Source organism: Nocardia sp. CA-128927, assembly GCF_050955855.1.
In the GTDB taxonomy this organism is placed as follows: Bacteria; Actinomycetota; Actinomycetes; order Mycobacteriales; family Mycobacteriaceae; genus Nocardia.
This window is the reverse complement of sequence record NZ_CP192087.1, coordinates 3,895,650-3,916,628: the sequence shown is the minus strand read 5'-3', so window position 1 is coordinate 3,916,628 and position 20,979 is coordinate 3,895,650. Positions and strand designations below refer to the sequence as shown.

17 protein-coding genes are annotated in these 20,979 nt (G+C 66.4%); 12 read left to right on the top strand and 5 right to left on the bottom strand.

The annotated features are described in order from the left end of the window. Positions 1-2: 2 nt before the first annotated feature. The 4 genes from ACQPW1_RS18500 to kduI form a co-directional block, all read right to left on the bottom strand. Complete coding sequence (locus ACQPW1_RS18500) at positions 3-515, bottom strand: hypothetical protein (protein ID WP_433663924.1); 513 nt, start codon at positions 513-515, stop codon at positions 3-5. Between the two features lie 103 nt (positions 516-618). Further along, positions 619-1,443, bottom strand: coding sequence for an IclR family transcriptional regulator (locus ACQPW1_RS18495; RefSeq protein WP_433663923.1), 825 nt, complete (start codon positions 1,441-1,443; stop codon positions 619-621). Beyond that, a complete protein-coding gene (locus ACQPW1_RS18490) occupies positions 1,440-2,198 on the bottom strand; it encodes an SDR family oxidoreductase (RefSeq protein WP_433663922.1) in 759 nt (252 codons plus the stop codon). Before ACQPW1_RS18490 ends, ACQPW1_RS18495 begins: the two co-directional genes overlap by 4 nt. Then, positions 2,195-3,013 carry a 5-dehydro-4-deoxy-D-glucuronate isomerase gene (gene kduI, locus ACQPW1_RS18485; RefSeq protein WP_433663921.1) on the bottom strand — a complete coding sequence of 273 codons (819 nt, stop codon included), beginning with the start codon at positions 3,011-3,013 and terminating at the stop codon, positions 2,195-2,197. The genes ACQPW1_RS18490 and kduI overlap by 4 nt, the downstream gene beginning before the upstream one ends. A 120-nt stretch (positions 3,014-3,133) precedes the next feature. Between kduI and ACQPW1_RS18480 the strand changes: the two genes are divergently transcribed. The 5 genes from ACQPW1_RS18480 to ACQPW1_RS18460 are packed head-to-tail and all read left to right on the top strand — an operon-like array spanning position 3,134 to position 9,986. Then, positions 3,134-4,435, top strand: coding sequence for an ABC transporter substrate-binding protein (locus ACQPW1_RS18480; RefSeq protein WP_433663920.1), 1,302 nt, complete (start codon positions 3,134-3,136; stop codon positions 4,433-4,435). Beyond that, positions 4,432-5,319: a carbohydrate ABC transporter permease gene (locus ACQPW1_RS18475; protein WP_433663919.1), complete on the top strand. Its 888-nt coding sequence runs from the start codon at positions 4,432-4,434 to the stop codon at positions 5,317-5,319. Before ACQPW1_RS18480 ends, ACQPW1_RS18475 begins: the two co-directional genes overlap by 4 nt. After that, positions 5,316-6,164: a carbohydrate ABC transporter permease gene (locus ACQPW1_RS18470; RefSeq protein WP_433663918.1), complete on the top strand. Its 849-nt coding sequence runs from the start codon at positions 5,316-5,318 to the stop codon at positions 6,162-6,164. Before ACQPW1_RS18475 ends, ACQPW1_RS18470 begins: the two co-directional genes overlap by 4 nt. Next, entirely contained in the window at positions 6,161-8,845 is a 2,685-nt protein-coding gene (locus tag ACQPW1_RS18465; protein ID WP_433663917.1) for a hypothetical protein, read from the top strand. Before ACQPW1_RS18470 ends, ACQPW1_RS18465 begins: the two co-directional genes overlap by 4 nt. Then, entirely contained in the window at positions 8,835-9,986 is a 1,152-nt protein-coding gene (locus ACQPW1_RS18460; protein ID WP_433663916.1) for a glycoside hydrolase family 88 protein, read from the top strand. The genes ACQPW1_RS18465 and ACQPW1_RS18460 overlap by 11 nt, the downstream gene beginning before the upstream one ends. On the opposite strand, the gene ACQPW1_RS18455 is transcribed toward ACQPW1_RS18460, so the two are convergent. Then, the gene (locus ACQPW1_RS18455; protein WP_433663915.1) at positions 9,939-11,672 is read right to left on the bottom strand and encodes an enoyl-CoA hydratase-related protein; all 1,734 of its coding nucleotides are present in this window, start codon (positions 11,670-11,672) and stop codon (positions 9,939-9,941) included. The genes ACQPW1_RS18460 and ACQPW1_RS18455 overlap by 48 nt on opposite strands. 223 nt (positions 11,673-11,895) lie before the next feature. On the opposite strand from ACQPW1_RS18455, the gene ACQPW1_RS18450 reads away from it, so the two are divergent. The 7 genes from ACQPW1_RS18450 to ACQPW1_RS18420 all read left to right on the top strand — a co-directional run bounded on the left by ACQPW1_RS18450 (position 11,896) and on the right by ACQPW1_RS18420 (position 20,936). Further along, complete coding sequence (locus tag ACQPW1_RS18450) at positions 11,896-13,416, top strand: catalase (RefSeq protein WP_433663914.1); 1,521 nt, start codon at positions 11,896-11,898, stop codon at positions 13,414-13,416. An 83-nt stretch (positions 13,417-13,499) separates the two neighbouring features. Then, entirely contained in the window at positions 13,500-13,655 is a 156-nt protein-coding gene (locus ACQPW1_RS18445; RefSeq protein ID WP_433663913.1) for a hypothetical protein, read from the top strand. A gap of 84 nt (positions 13,656-13,739) precedes the next feature. Beyond that, the gene (locus ACQPW1_RS18440; protein ID WP_433663912.1) at positions 13,740-15,113 is read left to right on the top strand and encodes a DUF5933 domain-containing protein; all 1,374 of its coding nucleotides are present in this window, start codon (positions 13,740-13,742) and stop codon (positions 15,111-15,113) included. Positions 15,114-15,226: 113 nt separating this feature from the next. Next, the gene (locus tag ACQPW1_RS18435) at positions 15,227-16,672 is read left to right on the top strand and encodes a WS/DGAT/MGAT family O-acyltransferase (protein WP_433663911.1); all 1,446 of its coding nucleotides are present in this window, start codon (positions 15,227-15,229) and stop codon (positions 16,670-16,672) included. Between the two features lie 153 nt (positions 16,673-16,825). Beyond that, complete coding sequence (locus tag ACQPW1_RS18430; protein WP_433663910.1) at positions 16,826-18,958, top strand: AMP-binding protein; 2,133 nt, start codon at positions 16,826-16,828, stop codon at positions 18,956-18,958. Next, a complete protein-coding gene (locus ACQPW1_RS18425; protein ID WP_433663909.1) occupies positions 18,959-19,474 on the top strand; it encodes a MupA/Atu3671 family FMN-dependent luciferase-like monooxygenase in 516 nt (171 codons plus the stop codon). Between the two features lie 238 nt (positions 19,475-19,712). Continuing rightward, positions 19,713-20,936 carry an IS110 family transposase gene (locus tag ACQPW1_RS18420; protein ID WP_433654210.1) on the top strand — a complete coding sequence of 408 codons (1,224 nt, stop codon included), beginning with the start codon at positions 19,713-19,715 and terminating at the stop codon, positions 20,934-20,936. The last annotated feature ends 43 nt before the right edge of the window (positions 20,937-20,979 follow it).

Here is a 20,979-nt window from a genome sequence, read left to right as displayed (position 1 = left end):
CCTCACACGACCTCGAGGTCGTAGGTGACCTCGGTCCAGAATCCGCCCGGTTCGTACTCGCCGCCGAGGGTGAGGATGTAGTCGCCGCGGCTGAGCTCGTCCAAGCTGCACCACAGGCCCCAGGCATTCGCCCGGTAGCGGCCGGGCGGGCCGAACGGTCCATCCGGATCCGCGTCGACGAGGAATGGGCTGCGGTTGGCGACTTCGCGCAGCGGCAAGGAGACGCCGTTGAGCTCCGCGTGACCGCTCGCCGTGGGTACGAACGGAACGCGTCTGCCGAAGAGCGACGCTCGCTGGAGGTAGTTGAAGGCGGGGAAGAAGATCGGGCGACCGTACGGCACGGAGCATTTCCTGCTGACCTTGCCGCCGAACGTGCCTGCGAGGAACCAGACGTCCGCGGACTGGCCTTCGGCCGCGTACTTTCCGGTCTCGTCGCTCACCGGATTCCTGGCGGTGGGAATCGCCGAGGCCCACTGCCACCATCGAGCCGCCAGCTCAATGTCCCTACTCCGCATATCTACCCGCCTTGATCTTCCAGCCTTGAACCAGGTCAGGATAGCCATGCGCGGACGGCGCCGACCACAGGGAACGACCATCCCCAGTTGTCCCCACTTGGTGTCAGCGGTCGCCGGTCTGCTTCATGGCGCCGCCTGGCCGGTGTCTGCGGGCGGCCGGGCCGGGCAGCGGCGGTCGGGTGGTGGTGGGCAGGCCGAGGGCGTGCGAGGCATCGTTGGCGCCCGCGATCAACAGTGGCGCGCAAGCTCGCACTTTCGCGCGGTCGAGATCGAACGCCAGGGCCGACACGCTGATGCCGCCGACCGGCACGCCGTGGTGATCGAGCACCGCGGCGCCGAGACACCGGGTCTGTGCCTCGTTCTCCTCGTCGTCGACGGCGTAGCCACGGTCGGCCACCGCGCCGACGTGGGCGATCAGCAGGTCGGGGTCGGTGATGGTGCGCGGCGTCATGGCAGTGAGCGGTATGCGCGTCAGCAGCTCGCGCAACTCCGGGCGGGACAGCCCGGCGAGCACCGCCTTGCCGATGGCGGTGCAGTGCAACGGAATCGACAGACCGACCCGCGAGCGCATCGCGTACGCGCGGTCGCCCTCGAGCTTGTCGACGTAGATGGCCTCGTCGCCGGAACGCAGCGCGAAGTGCACGGTGTGCCCGGTGGCCGCGCAGAGTCGCTGCAGGATGGGCCGCACCAGGTGCGTGATGCCTGCCGTCTGTCCGGCCAGCGACAGCAGGCGCACGCCGGGCAGATAGCGGTGGTCCGGGTCGATGCGTACCCAGCCGACGGCGGCCAGCTCCTGGAGTATCCGGTGCACCGTGGAGGTGGAAAGCCCGGTGCTCCTGCTGATTTCGGTGACTCCCCGGCAACTGGGCAGCGCCTCGAGTACGAGCACCACCTTGGCGACCGCGCTCGGCGGGGAGTCGGGGTTCACCGGGCCAGCCATCCTCCGTCGACCACCAGCACGTGGCCGTGCACGTAGGCCGCGGCGGGCGAGCAGAGGAAGACGATCGCGCCGGTGATGTCCTCGGGCTCGGCCCATCTGCCGATCGGAATGCGTTCGGTGATGGCGTGATTGCGCGCCGGATCAGCGCGCAATGCCGCGGTGTTGGCGGTGGCGACGTAGCCGGGGGCGACCGCGTTGACCCCGACGCCGCGTCCCGCCCATTCGGTGGCAAGGGCTTTCGTCAGTCCCACGACGGCATGCTTGCTCGCGGCGTATGAGCCGACGTTGACTCCGGCCTGAAAGGACAGCAGCGACGCGATATTGACGATCCGTCCGGCGCCACGCTCGAGCATCGGTGCGCCGATGCAGCGGGCCAGCAGGAATGCGCCATCGAGATTCACGTCCAGTACGCGCCGCCAGTCGGCGAGTGACACATCGACCGCCGGGCCGCGGGCGATGATGCCCGCGTTGTTGACCAGCAGATCGATACGGTGTTCGGCCGCAACGGAAGTCGCGACGTCCTCGACCGCCGTCAAATCGGCGAGATCGGCGCCGACCGTGGTGCAACTCCGGCCCAGTGCTTCGATCTCGGCCGCGACCGATGCCAGGCCGTCCCGGTCTCGACCCCACAGCACCAGGTCGGCTCCGGCGGCGGCCAACGCTAGCGCGGCGGCCCGGCCGATGCCGGTACGCGCGCCGGTGACCAGCGCGCACTGCCCGTCCAACCGGAACGGGTCGGTCACGAAAGCGACTCCGTCGCAACCAGATCCATATCGTTGTAGGCGAGGTTCTCCCCCGCCGTCGACCAGACGAACCGGTAGGGAGCGGTGCCGGCGCCGGTGTGCACCGACCACGGCGGGCTGATCACCGCCTGCCGGTCGGCGACGATGATGCTGCGGGTGCGAGCCGGTTCGCCGCACAGGTGCACGACGCGCTCGGCCGGGTCCAGGCCGAAGTACAGGTAGATCTCGGTGCGCCGGTCGTGGGTGTGGCACGGCATGGTGTTCCATACGCTGCCCGGCTCGAGTGTGGTGATGCCGAGGGCGAGTTCGCAAGAGCGGGCGCCGTCTTCGTGCACGTACTTGCGCAGTGTGCGCTCGCTGGCCTTGTGTGCCTCGCCGATTCGCACACTGTCGGCGTCGTCGCGGGTGATCAACGTGGTCGGGTGCGCCAGATGTGCTGGGGCGGAGACGATATAGAAGACCGCGTCGCCTGCCACCGTCACGCTCCGGGTCCCCTGCCCGACGTAGACGATGTCCTCGGCAGACACCTGATGCGTCCGGTCGTCGGTGCGCACCGCGCCGATGCCGTCCAGGCAGACGATGCCGAGTTCGCGTCGGTCACAGAGGTTTTCGGCACGCAGCTCTGCCGGTGGGACGAGCTCGAGCTCCGCACCGTTCGGCATCGCGCCGCCGATCAGCAGCCGGTCATGGTGGGAGAGCGTGAACCGAACCTCCCCCGCGGCAAACAGATTCGTCACCAGGAAACGTTCGCGCAGTTCCTCCGGCGCGAGCCGCGCCATCTCCCCCGGACTGGTCGCGTAACGGACGTCGGTCATGGCGCCACCTCATGTTTCCCGTCTGACGGAAAGTGCTTTCCCGCACAGAGAAAGCCGGAGGAGTATCCCGTACGAAGCAAGACCGCGGCAAGAGTGCCGCCCTCGCAAGGAGCAGTGCGCATGCGAATCAGGGCACGAGTAGTCGGATTGATCGCCGCGGGGGTGCTGGCGTTGACCGCGTGCGCACCGGGCGAGCCGGAGTCGAACGCTCCCGAAGGCCCGGTGGCGGTGGACTTCACCGCCTTCAAGGGCAAACACCTGACCTATCTGTACTTCACCGACGGCCCGGACCTGGACGCGACCAAGACGGCCATCGCCGGATTCGAGAAGGAAACCGGCGCGACGGTCGACTTGCAAGTGGTCCCATTCGCCCAGCTGAACACCTCACTGCAGGCACGCATCGCGTCGGGCACCGCACCGGAGGTGGCCCGGGTGCAGGACTGGCACCCGTACCGCGGCGAGGTGCTCGATTTCAACAACTACTTCGGCAAGTCCTATGCCGACGAATTCACCGACGGCACACTGGCAGTCACCCGCGACGAGGCGGGCCACCTCTACGCCATACCCAGCGACCAGACCATCAACGGCCCCTTCGTCAATGCCGACGCGTTCACCAAAGCCGGTGTACCGGTGCCGAATTCGACGGACAAGTGGACCTGGCCGCAGTTCATCGACGCGGCGACCAAGGTGGCCCAAGCCAACGGCATGCCGTTCGCGCTAAGCATGGACGTGTCGGGCAATCGGCTGAGCACGGTGCTTAGCCAGTACGGCACCACGCTGATCGGCGGGGACGGTCAGGTCGGACTCGATCAGGCCAAGGCGGAACAGGCGTTGGGCATGGTCGACGGGCTGCTGCAGTCGGGCAAGATGTCCAAGGACTTCTGGCTCGGCGCGGGTACCAGCTACAAGGGCGGCAACGACGCGTTCCTGGCCGGGCAGGCGCCGGTGTACCTGTCCGGGCCGTGGCAGGTCGGCGCGTTCGCCAAGGCGGCGCCGTTCAGGTGGGCGGTCGTGCCCAATCCCTCGGCGGCGGAATGCGGCGGGTTTCCCGGCACGAAGATGATGGTGGCCTTCGCGCGCAGCAAGGAGCCCACACTCGGCGCCGCCTTCGCCCAGTGGATGAACCGCACCGAGAACCAGCGCGAGATCGACAAGGCGGCGTTCTGGCTGCCTACCCGCAAGGATCTGGTGGCCTCCGGGGTGCGGTATCCCTCGCACGACGTGGACATGAACACCTTCATCAGCCAGATCGGCGTCACCCCGGCGGTGGATTTCGTCGCGGCCGCCAGTCCGGCCTTCACCGGCGTGGCCAACGCGTTGATCAAGGAGTTCGGCAAGGTGGTGGCCGGGCAGGAGAGCGTCGCCGAGTGCGTGACGAATCTGCGGGCGCAGCTCCCCGACATCATCAAAGCGTCGAAATGACCACGGGCAAGCGACTTTTCAATCGGCGCAAGGTGGCGCCCTACCTGTTCGTGCTGCCGAACATGGTGATCTTTGGGCTGTTCACGATCTGGCCCGCGATCAACGGGTTCAACCTCAGTTTCTACGACAGCAATAACGGGCGCACCTTCCATGCGGTCGGGACCGACAACTACCGCCGCGTCCTCGACAGCACCGAGTTCTGGGAGGTGTCGCGGCAGACGGTGGTGTTCGTGGTCGCCTTCGTGGTCGCGAGCACCGTGTTGGCGACCGCCCTTGCGCTGCTGCTGAATTCGCAGCGGCGCGGACGTGGCGCGTTGAGCGCGGCATACTTCCTGCCGATCGTGGTGTCGCCGGTGGTGGTCGGCCTGATCTGGAATGCCGCGCTGCAACGGCAGACCGGGCTGGTCAACTCGATGACCAGCGCGCTCGGCTTCGGGCATCCGGCCTGGCTGGTCGATCCCCAGCTGTCGCTGGTCTCGGTGATCATCGTCGGGGTCTGGATCCACCTCGGCTTCTACACGATGATCGTGCTGGCCGGTCTGCAGTCCATCGATGAGTCGATCTACGAGGCCGCCACCATCGACGGTGCGGGCACCTGGCAGCTGATCCGGACGATCACCCTGCCGCTGCTGCGCCCGACCACGATGGTGGTGATCACGCTGGCCACCATCGCCGGATTTCAGGCCTTCGACTTCATCTACACCCTCACCGGCGGCGGTCCAGTGGGCGCGACCACGTTGATCGTGCAATACATCTACACCAACGGTTTTCACGCACCGATCAGTTACGGCCTCGCGAGCGCGGCGGCGGTGATCCTGTTCCTTGTCGTCTTCGCGGTCACCTTCCTCAACTACCTGGTCGGCCGACGGCGGGAGGCGATGTGACCGGGCGGTGGACCTCGACCACCGGGTGCACGCCCCAGATCGGTGGCGTGGTGCGTGGGACGGTGCTGACGGCGGGCGCGATCATCATGATCGCGCCGATGATCTGGGCCGGGCTGTCGTCGTTCAAGAGCCAGGCCGAGCTGGCCACGCAGCCGCCGACGTTGTATCCGCACGCCGCCACCTTCGACAACTACCGAACCGGGTTGGCCGCCTTCGACTTTCCGCGCTACCTGCTGAACAGCACGATCGTCACGGTGGCGGCGACACTGCTCACGCTGCTGATCAACGCGATGGCCGCCTACGCACTCGCCAAGTACAACTTCCGCGGTCGCGATCTGCTGTTCCTGATCACCCTGTCCACCATCATGATTCCGTTGCAGGTGATCCTGTTGCCGGTCTATCAGGTGGTTTCCTCGCTGGGGATGACCAATTCGCTGCTGGGACTGATCATTCCGCCCGCCGCGACGCCGACGGGGGTGTTCCTGCTTCGCCAGTACATGTTGACGCTGCCCGACGAGACCATCGAGGCGGCCCGGATCGACGGCGCGGGTGAATTCGCGATCTTCTGGCGGATCGTGTTGCCGCTGTGCCGTCCCGCACTGGCGGTGCTGGCGATCTTCTCGATCATCTGGCGCTGGAACGACTTCCTGTGGCCACTGATCGTGGCGCAGGACGAGTCGAAACAGACGCTGCCGGTGGCGATCGCGCGGTTCGCCGGGCAGCAGGCCATCCCGTTCAACCAGATCCTGGCGGTCTCGGTGATTTCGATCATTCCGGTGATCGTCACGTTCTTGATCTTGCAGCGGCAGATCATCTCCGGACTCGTCAGCGGGGCCGTTCGATGAACCGCGCCATCCCCGAGTTCGCGAGCAGCGAGCGAACGGTGCACGCCCTCGACCGGCACGGTTATGTGCGGGATTGGCTGAGCGCGGCGGCGTTCTCGTCACCTTGCACGGATCTGCACGACGTACTCGAACCGGACGGTGACCCGTGGGGGCCGGACGGTCGGTGGATGCTGACCAACGGGCCCGATGTGGCACCGCTCAAAGAAGTTCTCTACCAGCGTCATCCGCTGCAATCCGAGCCACTACTCCCCGAGGTCCTGGAGGGTGGGAACCTTTCGTGGCACGTAACACCGGGCGATAGTCGGCAGACCCGTTGGGAACGTAGACATACCGGTGCGGACGGTCTGCTCGACTGGAGCGAGTTTTGTTTCACACCGGAGTACCGGCAGGCGATCGCCGCGACAGTGCTCGAGGTCGATCAGGCCGAGTACCGGACTCTCGAGGTGGGCAGCACGGGACCGATCGCCGTCTTCATCGATGGCGAATTAGCTTTGCTGACAACAGGGTTCACCTACATGGAGCCACATCGGACGCAGCTGCGGGTTCGGCTGCGCTCGGGGCTGACTGCGGTGCATCTGGTCACCTGGCAGGTCGCCTTCCGTGAATGCAGGCAGGTGGCCGGCCTGCGGGTGTCGGGGCTGCCGGTCCGCGTGGTGATCCCGGCGCGCGGTGCGGACGAATCCCGTTCGGCGGCAGCGGAAGCGACGCTCGACGCGGTGGGGCTCGCACCGTGGGCGAGCACCGACGGCACCGTGACGCTCACCGGTCCGGTCGGTGCGCGATACCTCGTCGCCGCAGACGGAAACCCTGCGAGCGCGGTAGTACTCACCGAGGGGACTGCCCCGTTCACGCTGCCGGGCGGGTCGAGCGACGAAGCCACGGCCTCCATGCTGCACACGGGTGAGACGGTGCTGACCGTCCGCGTCGACGATCCCGCCGCGCCGGTGTTCCGACGATTGCGCGCGGCACGCGTCCCCGCCGTGCACCGCGCGCATCCCGTCGGCACCGATCACAAGATCTGGCGGGATGAACTGCTGCACCATGTCGCACGCGGGGTACCCAGGGTCGCCCGTGCCCTCGCTCGACACATCGCCGATCCGACCGCAAAGCTCGCCGACGACGACCTCGCACCCGCGCTGCAGATGATCGAATCCCGTTCCGACTGTGCCGATTTCGAGGCAGTCGGGTTGGTCCACCTGTGGCGGCAACTCGGCGACGACGCATGGTCACCGGCACAGCGCGACCGGGTGCGAGATGCACTGCTCGGCTTCAAGTACTGGATCGACCAGCCCGGCCTGGACGCCATGTGCTACTTCACCGAGAACCACCAGTTCGTCTGGCACACCGCCGAAACCCTGGTCGGCGAACTGTTTCCGGACGACCGATTCGCCAACACCGGCTGGACCGGCCACACCCACGCCGAGCACGGGCGGCACCTGGCCGAGGAGTGGATGCGACGCAAGATCGCCAGTGGTTTCAGCGAATTCGATTCCAACGCCTACCTCGCCATCGATTCGCTCGCCCTGGTTTCCTGGATCGAGTTCGCCCGCGACGACCGTCTGCGGCAGCTCGCCGAAGCCCTGCTGGACAAGGCGCTGCTCACCCTCGCAAGCAACTCGTGGCACGGCATTCATGGTGCGGCGCACGGACGCTCCTACGTGCCGACGCTGCGATCGTCGCGGTTCGAGGAGACCGCGCCGATCATGTGGACGCTGTGGGGCGCAGGCTCATTGAACGCGGCGGCACTGCCCGCCACTGCATTGGCGACCGCAACGAATTACGTTCTGCCCGAGCTGATCCGGGCAGTCGCCACCGACCTGCCAGAGGAGTGGGACGGTCGACAGGCCTACTCCGGCACGTACCGCCCCCAGCGCGATCTACTGGACCGCCCGTACCGATCCGATCTGCGGGTATGGCGGACACCGGACGCGATGCTGTCCAGCGTTCAGGACTACCGCTCCGGACTACCCGGACTCCAAGAACACATCTGGGGCGCGACACTCGGGCCGGAGGTGCAGGTCTTCGCGACACACCCTGCCGCGGACAACACTTCGTCGTCCGCTCGCCCCAATGCCTGGGCGGGACAACGGATCTTGCCGCGGGCGCACCAGCACCGCGACACCGTGCTCGTGCTGCACCGAATCCCGGAGTCCGACTGGTTCGGGTCCACTCATCTGTGGTTTCCCACACCGCATATGGACGAATGGACCCGCCACGGTTCATGGCTGGCCGGTCGTGTCAGCGCCGGTTACGTTGCGGTCGCCACCGCCGGTGGGTTCCGGCCCCGCACCACGGGCGACGAGTGCGACCAGACTTGGCTACCCACCGGTGCCGGTCTGGCATACGTCGCAACAGTCGGGCGTGCGACCACGGACGGAACCTTCGCCGACTTCGTATCCGCCCTCACCGAACCAGATTTCACGCCCGAATCAGTGTCGTGGCGTGCCCGCGACGGACGCGCACTCGCCTTGTCATGGCCGGGCGCATTCACCGTAAATGGCAGTGTGGCAATCGATTCAGCTGAACCACCACACCTGGACAACCCCGCCGCACACGTCCCGTTCGGCGCCGACCGGCTGACAGCCACCTGGCGAGGCCACCGACTCGTACTCGATCTCACACACGGCCGCCGGATCGAACCACCGAGCGCCGTGCGGACCCCGGACCACCATGTCAGCTGACGATCTAACCTCCGCCCAGCACGCCGCTCCCCCGCTCCCACCCCTGGCCGACCTGTCCCCCGCCTCCTTGATCGTGACCGGCGAACGACTGATGGCCCGCACCTGGCAGACGGGCCTACCGTCCTGGTTCTGGGGCGAAGGCGTCTGCCTACTCGGCATGATCCGCTACACCCAGGCCCGACACCTGCGGATCCCGCCAGAAGTCGTGGCCTGGCTACGCCGACACCACTCGGCAGGCATCAGCGTCACCCACGTCAACAATCTCGCCCCCGGCACCGCCGCACTGCTCGCCGCCACCGACCACCCTGATCTGGCGCTCGCCGCCGACCAGCTCGCCCAGTGGTTTCGCGATTCGTCCTCGACCACCCGAGCGGCCAACGGCGCACTCGAACACTGGCCGGACGGCGTCTGGGCCGACACCACCTTCATGGCCGGAGTCTTCCTCGGACATCTCGGCGAATACCACCGCGACCCCGACCTGGTCGCCGCCTTCGGCACCCAGCTGATCGCCCACGCCGAGATACTCCAGCACCCCGACACCGGTCTGTTCGCACACGGATCACACCGAGGACAAACGATCTGGAGCTACTGGGGACGCGGAAACGCCTGGTGCGCACTCAGCGCCGTCGAGTTCGTCGAGCTGGCCGCACGCGGGAACGTCACCGTCGACGACGAGCAGCTCGAACAGATCACCGAGCTCCTGACCCGGCAACTGTCCGCCCTGGCAGCCCTGCAACCAGACCACGGCGTATGGAGCGTCCTCGTCGACGAACAACCCGAAAACGCGGGCATCGTCGAACCCTCCGCAGCCGCGGGCATCGGCGCCGCAATGCTGCGTGCCGCGACCGTACTCACGAACTGTCCGCCGGAGGTCGTGACCGCAGGCTGGCGAGCGGTAGCGGGCGCACTCGGTTACGTCGACGCCACCGGCACTCTCACCCAGGTCAGCGCCGGAACCGTGCTGCAACTCGTGCCCTTCGGCTACAGCGTGATCCGCAACGACCGCATCCAGCCCTGGGGTCAGGGCCTCGCCCTGCACGCGGTGGCCGCCGCGCTGCAGGCCATCGAACTGGGCTTGGATCCGCGATGTGGGCTATCCCCGCACAGGCCGAGCGTCAGCAGTCACCGAACTACCTCGTAAGGCAGCCCGGTTCATGAAAGCAGACCGTTTAGCCGCGAAGCCCAGGCTGTCGTCGAACAGATTCCGTGCCATGCCTCCCAGCTCTTCGTACTCATAGGCGTCGAGCGGCTTTCGGGCAATATCGCGCGCCAGCTGGTCCTTCTTGTGGTCCGTCGTCTTCCGCCATTGACCCGGCTGCGCGTAGTGGTGGGCGAGATCGGTCAGCGTCCGGTCGAAACCGACGTCAGGAACGATTTGGTCGATCAAACCCATCGCGCGGGCTTCGACGGTATCGATCGACTCGCAGGCGGCGAGCAGTCGTTGCGCGGTCTCGGCGCCGACCCGCCGCGGCAGCGTGTAGGTGTGCAGTTCGGACCCGCCAAGGCCCATGGTGGCGTAGTGCGGATCGAACACCGCACGATTCGTCGCCACGACCACGTCTGCCGCCAACGGCAGCATTACCCCACCCGCACCGGCCGATCCGGTGAACGCGCCGATGGTGACCTGCGAGGCAGCCATCAGGATCGTCCGGCATACCGCATTGATCGCTTTGATATTGCGCCACGCCGCCCCGGCCGGTTCGTCGGAGATCTCGATCGCACCTAGATGCAGGCCGTTGCTGAATACCGCACCACCGCGTCCACGGATCACCAGCACTCGGGTGTCCTGGCGGGCAGCGGCGTCGATGGCCGCCATCAACCGACGACAGAGGTCACCGGTCATCGCGCCGTTATAGGCATGGAACGTCACCGTGCCCACGAAACCAACTCGCTCATAGCTGATGTCGGAGAACGTGCCGTTGCGGTCGACCGGGACTGCATCCAGCGTGACCCCGGCCCGCGCCAACGCCAACGTGGCTGGAGCCTTGCACGACCACCCGTCGCCGAGTTCGACGCGCAGGTGCCCGATCCAGAGGCTGCCACCTGCCCCGCAGCTGACCTCGACGGCATGATGGCGGCGACCGAGCACCGTGCCCGGTTCGACGTCGAGGCCGCCGGTCCGTCCGGGATGAGCGTCGTAAAGATAGGCCGCACAGCCCATGATCATGGACAACACGCCGGGAAATCCGTCCGCGGCGCGGATCCGCCGCAGGATCAATTCAGCATCGGCGGACCAATCGAACGCCCTGTCTCCCTGCCGCATCATCGGCCGGGCTCCGGTATCCGCCACCCGCCGTGTTGCCGAGGCTTGGTCGACCGGCCGGAACGCCGGATCGGCTGCCTTGTCCGCAACCTCCGCAATGCACTCCACCGCCGCGTCGGCGACTGCCGCGTTGTAGACCACCGACTTGCGCTCGATCGGAAGCTCGAAAGTTCTTGTCGCCCAGACCGGTCCAGCATCCAGCTGCTCGACTGCGGACATCGCCGTCACACCCCAGATCGGCGCTGCCTCGCTGATCGCCCAATCCAGCGCGTGCGCGCCGCGATCACCGACCGGACCAGGATGAATGACCACCGTTGTCCATTTTCGATGAATGGCCTCGGGGATCCGCGACTTCAGGAACGGACAGATAACCAGATCGAAGTCGCCAGGCTCGACCGCGGCCTCCATCCCCGCGCCGTCTGTCACGACCGCCACCCGCACCGTCCGGCCCGCGCGGCGTAACGCCAGCGCAGCACGGCGGGTGAGCCCATTATCGGCACTGCTGAGAAGCAGAATTCGCTGCTGCATGTCGACCTTCTCGATCCACGCCAACCCGTACTTCAAGAAATGTCTGTTGTACGGACAATAGGCCCGTCTGTCACCGCCATGCGGCCGAACGAGGCGGCTTTTCAGCCACGGACCAAGACTTCGCGATACGTTTGACCTTCAGGCACCTGGGAAGTCGGTCGGTGAACCGAGACGAACGGGCACAGCCACCCGCCGTCGTCGGCGCATCGCGACCGGCTCGCCGCAGGGCGCTCCTTACCGCTGGTAGAAGAGGAGAGATATGTCTGATCCGAACTACACCACCGACGACGCCGGAATCCCGGTGCCCAGTGACGAACACTCGCTGACGGTCGGCGCCGACGGCCCGATTCTGCTGAATGACGCGTACCTGATCGAGAAGATGGCGGCCTTCAACCGCGAACGGGTGCCCGAGCGGCAACCGCACGCCAAGGGCGGCGGCGCGTTCGGCACCTTCGAGGTCACCCAGGACGTGAGCGCGTACACCAGGGCCGATGTCTTCCAGCCCGGCAAGAAGACCGAAGTGCTCGCCCGGTTCTCCACCGTGGCCGGCGAGCGTGGGAGCCCGGATACCTGGCGGGATCCGCGCGGGTTCGCCCTGAAGTTCTATACCGAGCAGGGCAACTTCGACATGGTCGGCAACAACACGCCGGTGTTCTTCGTGCGTGATCCGATGAAGTTCCAGGACTTCATCCGGTCGCAGAAGCGCCGGGCCGACAACAATCTGCGCGATCACGATATGCAGTGGGACTTCTGGACGCTGTCACCGGAATCCGCGCACCAGGTAACCTGGTTGATGGGTGATCGCGGCATTCCGCGCACCTGGCGGCACATGAACGGCTATTCCAGCCACACCTACCTCTGGTACAACGCCAAGGGCGAAAGGTTCTGGGTCAAATACCATTTCAAGTGCGATCAGGGCGTCGAGTTCTTCACCCAGGACGAGGGTGACCAGATGGCCTCGATGGACACCGATTACCACACCCGCGACCTGTGGGAGGCGATCGACGGCGGCAACTTCCCGAGCTGGACGTTGCACATGCAGATCATGCCGTTCGAGGACGCGAAGACCTACCGGTTCAACCCCTTCGATCTCACCAAGGTCTGGCCGCACGGCGACTATCCGCTCATCGAGGTCGGCAAGATGACCTTGAATCGGAACCCCGCCGACTACCACACCGAGATCGAACAGGCCGCGTTCGAGCCGAGCAGTTCGGTGCCGGGCACCGGCCCGAGTCCAGACAAGATGTTACTCGGCCGGTGGTTCTCCTACCCCGACGCGCATCGCTATCGGATCGGCGTGAATTACAAAGAGCTGCCGGTCAATTCGGCCCATGCGACCACCGTGCGGTCGTATTCGAAGGACGGCGCGATGCGCCACCACAACCCCGGCGATCCGGTGTACGTGCCGAATTCGAAGGGTGGCCCGCACGCCGACGCCACGGTCTCCGGCCCGGTCGTCGGCTGGCATACCGACGGCGAAATGGTCCGCACCGCTTACACATTGCGCAAGGACGATGACGACTGGGGCCAGGCAGGCACCATGGTCCGCGACGTGCTCGACGACGCGGCCCGGGATCGGCTGGTCGACAACATCGTCGGGCATCTGCTCAACGGCGTCACGCCGCCGGTACTGGGCCGGGCATTCGAGTACTGGCGCAATGTCGACAAGGGGCTGGGCGACCGGATCGAAGCGGGCGTGCAGGCCAAAAAGGACGAGCTCGATCCCAAGGCCGCGAAGCAGGCGAACCCCGCGCGCTCCTCGGCACAAGACAAAGCCTGACAATTCCGGCAAACGCAGGGCACGCTTCGGCGCGCCCTGCGTTTGCCCCGTTTGAGCCCGATATCGCCGGGTAGCTCGGGGCCATGACTGCGAGAACGACGCGTTTGGAGCAGGACACACCAGTACTCGGATCGCCGCTGAGCGCGATCACCACCGCCGCGGTAGTGATCATCGACTCGGTCGGGGCGACCGCGACGGCAAGCCTCGGCATCATCGCGGCGCTGGTCCTGGTGCTATGAAGCCGAGAGGTTTCCGCGTGTCCGCGAGCGGCGCGAGTTCACCGGGTCGCATGGTCATGTTCACATCGTGTTTACGATGTCCGAATGCTTATTCACGACGCACCGGGAAGTCCGCCCCCACCCGCCGAACAAACGGGTGCTGAGCGGCTCCAGGAACGTCGTGTTCGACCGTCGACGATCTGGTGCGGCATTGCCGCCGCGGTGCTCGTGCTCGTCGCGGGCGAACTCATGGCCGCGCACATCCACGCGCTCGGCCCGCTGACCAGTCTGTTCCGCGATTACGTCGGCAGGCCGAAGTCCGCAACCACCTCGTGGGCCGGGTTCCTGCTCGCGCTGGTCGGCGTCACGACCCGGGTCCGGGTGACCGCCCTCGCCGCGGCGATCGGCATCGACGTGATCTTCGTGGTCATCCGGGCGATCGAGGGCAGGCTGTTCACCGTCGGCAACGGTCCGACCATCGTGCTCACGGCGCTGGCGGTGATCGCCGCCTGGCGTTGGTCCGGCGAGCGACGCCGAACCGCGCTGCGCGCCATCACTTTCGGCGCGCTGCTGATCCTCGCGACGAAGATCGGCGAGATCTGGCTGGACATCACCGCGTGGGCCTGCCCGACGGTCCTCGACCCGTACGCGGAGTTGGCCGACCATGCGCTCGGCAATCCGTCCTGGTTCATCGGACACCTGCTCGACATCGCGGGACCGGTGCCGCTCGGCGTGGTGCGCTGGGTGTACTTCGAGCTCCCGGTCGCGGCCATCGTGGTCGCCGTCTGGCAGCTGCGCGGCGTGACCACCGGCGCGTGGCCTCGGCACCACCTGGTGCGCACCTTCCTGGCGCTCGGCCTGATCGGCCCGCTCTTCTACGTGGTCTTCCCCGTGGTCGGGCCGGTTCTCGCCTTCGGGCCGGAGGGGCACGGCCTCGAGCTCGCCGATGTCTGGCCGAATATCGTTCCGCCGCTGCCGTTCTCCGTCGAACCGATGACGTTCGACGGCATCACCCCGCGCAACTGCATGCCGTCACTGCACACCGCCTGGGCGCTGTCGCTGTTCATCCACTCCCGCCGCGGACCGCTGTGGTTGCGCGTGGGTGGTGCGTTCTGGCTGGTCTGCACCCTGATCGCGACCCTCGGCCTCGGCGCGCACTACGGCGTCGATCTGGTCGCGGGCGCCGCCCTGTGCCTGACCGTCGAATCCGCGCTGCGCGACCCGGACCGCGGCTGGGATCACTACCGCATCCGGCTGGTCGCCTTCGGCATCGTCACCTTCGCGACCACCCTCCTATCCGTGCGCTATCTCGCCCCGACGATGGCCGACCATCCGCTGCTGTCCGGCCTCGCCCTCCTCGGCCTGCTCGCCGCCCTGGCCACCTTGTTCTACCTGACCTGGTTCGCCCCGACCCGCCCGCAGAAATCCCAGGCACCCGAGGCCGAACGCATCGCCCTCGACGATCCGATTTCCCGCTGACCCACCCCTTTACGCGTGTCGCGCGGCTTCGTGACGGCGGAGCAGTTCGTTTCGGAGACTGCGCGAACCGGAGGTGCGATGCTCAGATCCTCAGGAGCAACAGAGGATCACAGATGAAGCAGCTCTCCGGCCTCGACGCCGCCTTCTTGTCGCTCGAGACGCACAACTCCACCGGGCACGTCGGCGGATTGTGCGTGCTCGATCCGAACGAATCACCCACCGTCCTCGACCTTGCCGCGCTGACAACCCTGCTCAGCGAACGGGTGCCGCTGATCCCGCTGCTGCATCAGCGGCTGACGTATGTGCCGCTCGGCCTCGATCAGCCCTATTGGATCGATGACGAGAACTTCGACATCGAGTATCACGTCCGCGAGATCTCGCTGCCCACACCGGGTTCGGACACGCAACTGACCGAACAGGTCAGCAGGCTGCACGCGCGGCCGCTCGATCGGCGCAGGCCGCTGTGGGAGGCGTACCTCATCTCCGGGATCGCCGAGGGGCGCCTCGCGGTCTATACGAAGATGCATCACGCGGCGATCGACGGTGTCTCCGGGGCGGAACTCATGACGATCCTGCTCGACCTCACGCCGGAGGGCCGAATAGCCACTCTCCCAACCACTGTCGCTCGCGAGCCGAAGCCGAGCCGACGAACGATGCTCACCCGTGCGGCAGTTTCGATGGCCAGCAGGCCATTACAGGCCGCGCGGATCGCCGGAGATCTGGGCCGTTCGATGCCGCTCGTCGGCAGCTATGTATCGCCCTATGTCGGAGCGATACTCGGCCGTGAGCACGACGACGGCGACGTGATCGCCAGCGCGGTCGGGCTCGCGCCGAAGACGCCGTTCAACCGCGAGATCACCCCGCACCGGCGGTTCGCCTTCCGCAGCGTCGACCTCGGCGAGGCGAAGACGGTCAAGAACGTCTTCGGCATGTCGGTCAACGACGTCGTGATGGCCATGTCCGCGGGGGCGTTGCGGCAGTGGCTGATCGACCACGACGCGTTGCCACCGGTGCCGCTGGTCTCGATGATCCCGGTCTCGGTGCGCGACGAAGGCAGCAGGTCGAAGCTGGGCAACAAGGTGTCGGCGATGTTGGCGTCCTTGCCGACCCACCTCGACGATCCCGTCGATCGGCTGAGCGCCGTGCACCGGGCGACGAAGATCGCGAAGGCGCAGCAGGCGGCGATCCCGCCCGGGCTCACCGAGAACGTCACCGACTTCGCGCCCCCGGCGCTGGTGGCGCGCGCGGCCCGAGTGGCCTTCGCGATGGGTCTGCCGCATCGGATCCCGCCGTTCAATCTGGTGATCTCCAACGTGCCGGGACCGAACGTCGACGTGTACCTCGGTGGCGCGAAAATGGTTGCCAACTATCCTCTTTCGGTCGTGATGGACGGTCAGGGCTTGAACATCACCGTCAGCAGCTCCGGCGGGCGGTTGCACTTCGGTCTGCTCGGTTGTCGCGAGCTGGTCCCCGACATCGATGTCATTGCCGGTTATCTCGTCACCGAGCTGGAGGCCCTGCTCCTCTCGGCGAACAAGGCGAATGGCGACGACCGGTAAATGCTGGTGCCCGCTCTTCTGTGGGCTTGTCTCGCTGCGGAAGTGCACGTTCACTGGTCCTGAATTCTGTTGAGTCGAGACGAGTGATCGTGAGATCAGTGCTCCGCTTGTCGGCGCGCCGCCTATGCCCACGGTTGCGGGGTTGGAGGTGCTGTGGCCGGACAGCGTGGGACGACATTGGTGCAGATTCTGAGCGACAGGGCGACGGAAACGCGTGATCGGACGGCATATACGTATCTGTCCGACACCGGCGGGCAGGAGTCGCTCACCTATCACGAGGTGTATGCCGCGGCAGTGGATCTTGCGACGAAGGTGCGTAGTGTCGGCGCTCCGGGCGATCGGGTGCTGATTTCTTCGGTGTTCGGGCCGCACTTTCTGACGTCGTTCTTCGGGTGCATGCTCGCGGGGCGTATTCCGGTGCCGGTCGCGAATCATCAACCCGGAGCGCCCTTCTCGGATATGTCGGCGTTCGCGGCATTGGCGTTGGATTGTTCGGCGTCGGCCATCTTGGCGCCGCGGGCCGCGCTGGCACAGTTGCGTGCCGCGAGCGCGGAGTATCCACCGCTGGCCCGGCTTGCTTGGCTCACCAGTGATGAGCCGTCGGGAGACACCCTGGAGCAGCCGCTCGCGCTGGATCCCGACGGTATTGCCTTCTTGCAGTACACATCCGGGTCGACGCGCGCACCGCGCGGGGTGATGGTGAGCCATGCCAACCTGACGCACAACCTCGGCGTCATCGAGCAGGCGTTCGGGCATACGCCGGAGAGCAAGGGCGTCATCTGGTTGCCCGCGCACCATGACATGGGGCTCATCGGTGGGCTGTTGGAGCCGCTCTACGCGGGCTTTCCGGTGGTGCTGATGTCACCGGAGGCGTTTATCCGGGACCCGCTCACGTGGTTGCGGGCCATCTCCGAGCACGGCGGGACAACCAGCGGTGGGCCGAATGTCTGCTACGACTACAGCGTTCGGCGGATCGCCTCCGACGATGCCGCGACCCTGGATCTGAGCCGATGGGACGTCGCGTTCGTCGCCGCCGAGCCGATCAATCCACGTGCACTGCAACGTTTTACCGACCACTTTGCGCCTGCCGGGTTCCGGCCTGAAAGTCTGATTCCCGGTTACGGATTGGCGGAATCGACGCTGTTCGTCAGCGTGACCCCGCGTGGTGCCGGTGTGCAGTCGACGCATCTGGCCGGGCGGGATGTCGTCAGCTGCGGGGTGGTTTCGGGTGGTAGCGCGATCATCGCGGACCTGGAAGGGCACAACCGGCTCGAACCCGGTGAGATCGGCGAGATCTGGTTGACCGGGCCGAGCGTGGCCGGTGGGTATTGGGGCAAGCCGGACGAGACCGAGGAAGCGTTCCACGCCAACCTGCCCGGCGATCCGGTGACCTATCTGCGTACGGGTGATCTCGGATTCCTGCGCGACGACGAGCTGTTCGTGACCGGGCGGGTGAAGGAGTTGATCATCATCCGCGGCCGGAACATCGCGCCGCAGGACATCGAGTGGTCGATCGAAACGCAGCATCCGGCGTTGCGGCGTGGCCGGTGTGCGGCCGTCGGGCTCGACGTCGACGGCACCGAAGCTCTGGCGGTGCTGCTGGAGGTCGACGCGAGCAAGCTCGATGTAACTCTTGATGAGTTGGAAACCTCTATCCGGCAGACGGTCTCGCAGAGCTACGGCCTCGACACCCACCGCGTCGAGTTCCTCTCCCCCGGGCAGTTGCCGAGGACGACCAGCGGCAAGGTGCAGCGGTTGAAGGCCAAGGACATGTTCCTCGCCGAACCCGAGATCGCTGAATCCGCGCCGCTTTCGGTCATCGACCAGCTCACCCACTGGCTGGCGAACCAGACGGGTGTCGAGCCCGCGACCTTGGATGCCGAAAAGCCGATGACCACGCTCGGTTTGGATTCGGTGAAGGCCAGCGAGTTCGGTGTCTACGTCGAGCGGGAGTTCGGTTACGCGGTGTCGGCCGAGAAGCTGTTCGAGGGCCTGACCATGGCCGACTTGGCGACCGATATCGCTGGGCACGGCAAGGTTTCGCCCGTCCGCAGCGCCGATACGTCTCCAGCCCTGGCACGACACACCGGATCATCCAGCGCCCCTGTCGAATTCAGCCTGTTCTTCTTCGCCAGCGACGCGGAACCGGACAACGCGAACCGCTACGGTCTGTTCCTCGACTGCGCCACCTTCGCCGACGAGCACGACTTCCACGCGGTCTGGCTGCCCGAGCGGCACTTTCACCGATTCGGCGGGCTGTTCCCGAACCCGGCGGTGCTGGGTTGAGTGCTGGCGCGGACAACCGAGCGGATCCGCATCCGAGCAGGCAGTGTCGTACTGCCACTGCACGATCCGGTGCGCGTCGCCGAGGACTGGTCGGTGATCGACAACCTCTCCGGCGGTCGCGTCGACATCGCATTCGCCACCGGCTGGAATCCGGACGACTTCGTCTTGGCCGCAGCCGATTACACCGACCGTGAGCAGGTCATGCTGACCGGCGCGGACAAGGTTCGGCGGCTTTGGCGGCGCGAGTCGATCAGCCTGCCGAACGGCAAGGGCGAGCAGGTCGAGATACGCACCTTTCCGCCGCCGATCCAGGCCGAACTGCCGATGTGGATCACCTGCAGTGGCGCCATAGGCCGGTTCGAACAGGCCGGTGAGCTCGGCGCCAATGTGCTCACCGCGTTGCTGTTCCAGGACATCGACGAGCTACGCACCAAGATCGAGGCCTACCGCAAAGCCCTTGCGGCACATGGTCATGACCCGCAGACCGGCCACGTCACCCTCATGCTGCACACCTAATCAGTTCTGGGAGTGAGCTATCCGGCACACTCCTGGTAGTAGCCGGCCGGTAGGTGAGCACTTTCGCACCCTGGACTTCGAGTCCTGGAGAAAGACCGTGCCCCTGCCGGTAGGCCGGGAGAGTTGATCGCTGCTGGGATGTCGTGCCCGCCCGAATGGGCGTGAGCACTGCTTGATTAGGTCGCTGATGGTTCTCCTGCTGGCTGCTCGACGGTGATCGGCATTAGCAATTGGAGGATTGTTGCGACTGTTCGTAGGAGATGACTGGGCTGAAGACCACCACGACGTGGAGGTGATGGACACCGCCGGGCGCCGCCTGGCCAAAACGCGCGTGCCCGAGGGCGTCGCCGGAATGGCGAGACTGCACGCGATCCTCGGCGGCCTGGTCGACGACGCCGACGAGGTCGAGGTCCTGGTCGGGATCGAGACCGACCGCGGTCCCTGGGTCGGGGCGCTGGTCGCCGCCGGATACACGGTACTGGCGGTGAATCCATTGCAGGCGGCCAGGTTTCGGGACCGGCTGGGAGTCTCGGGTGCCAAAAGCGACGCTGGTGACGCTCACGTGCTGGCGGATATGGTCCGCACCCATTCCCACGAATTGCGACCTGTCGCTGGGGATTCCGCGCGAGCCGAGGCCGTGAAGGTGGTGGCCCGTGCTCACAAGACGATGATCTGGGACCGAACTCGCCACACCCAGCGGTTGCGTCACGCTCTGCGTGACTACTTCCCCGCCGCGCTGGCCGCGTTCGACGACCTCGACGCCGCCGACACCCTGGAACTGCTCGCCAAAGCACCCACCCCAGCTGCGGCGGCCCGGCTCACGATCCCCCAGATCAGTGCCGCGTTGAAGCGGGCGCGCCGCCGCAACGTCGCCGACAAAGCCACCGCTATTGCGGCCGCACTGCGCAGCGAGCAGCTCGGCCAGCCCGAGGTCGTGGCGCAGGCCTACGCAGCCTCGGTCCAGGCGCTGCTGGCGGTCCTGACTGTCCTCAACACCCAGATCAAGACGTTGCAGGGGCAGGTCGAGGCGCATTTTGGGCAGCACCCGGCCGCTGAGATCATCGCGTCCCAGCCCGGTTTGGGACAGGTCCTCGGTGCCCGGGTGCTCGCAGAGTTCGGTGACGACCCCGACCGCTACCGCAGCGCCAAAGCCCGCAAGAACTACGCGGGCACCTCCCCGATCACCCGCGCGTCGGGCAAGAAGAAGGTCGCCCTGGCCCGGTTCGTACACAACGACCGGCTCATCGACGCCCTCACCACCCAGGCGCAATCCGCGCTGATGTGGTCCCGGGGCGCCCGCGACTACTACGACCGTCAGCGAGCCCGCGGTGTCGGTCACTACGCCGCGCTACGCCAGCTCGCCAACCGACTCGTCGGGATCCTGCACGGCTGCCTCAAAACCGGAACCCTCTACAACGAGACCACAGCCTGGCCCGACCCAGCTCAGCAGTCCGCTGCTTGACATTCAAGCTCCTGGGATGTCTTTCTCGATCCCGACGAGAAGA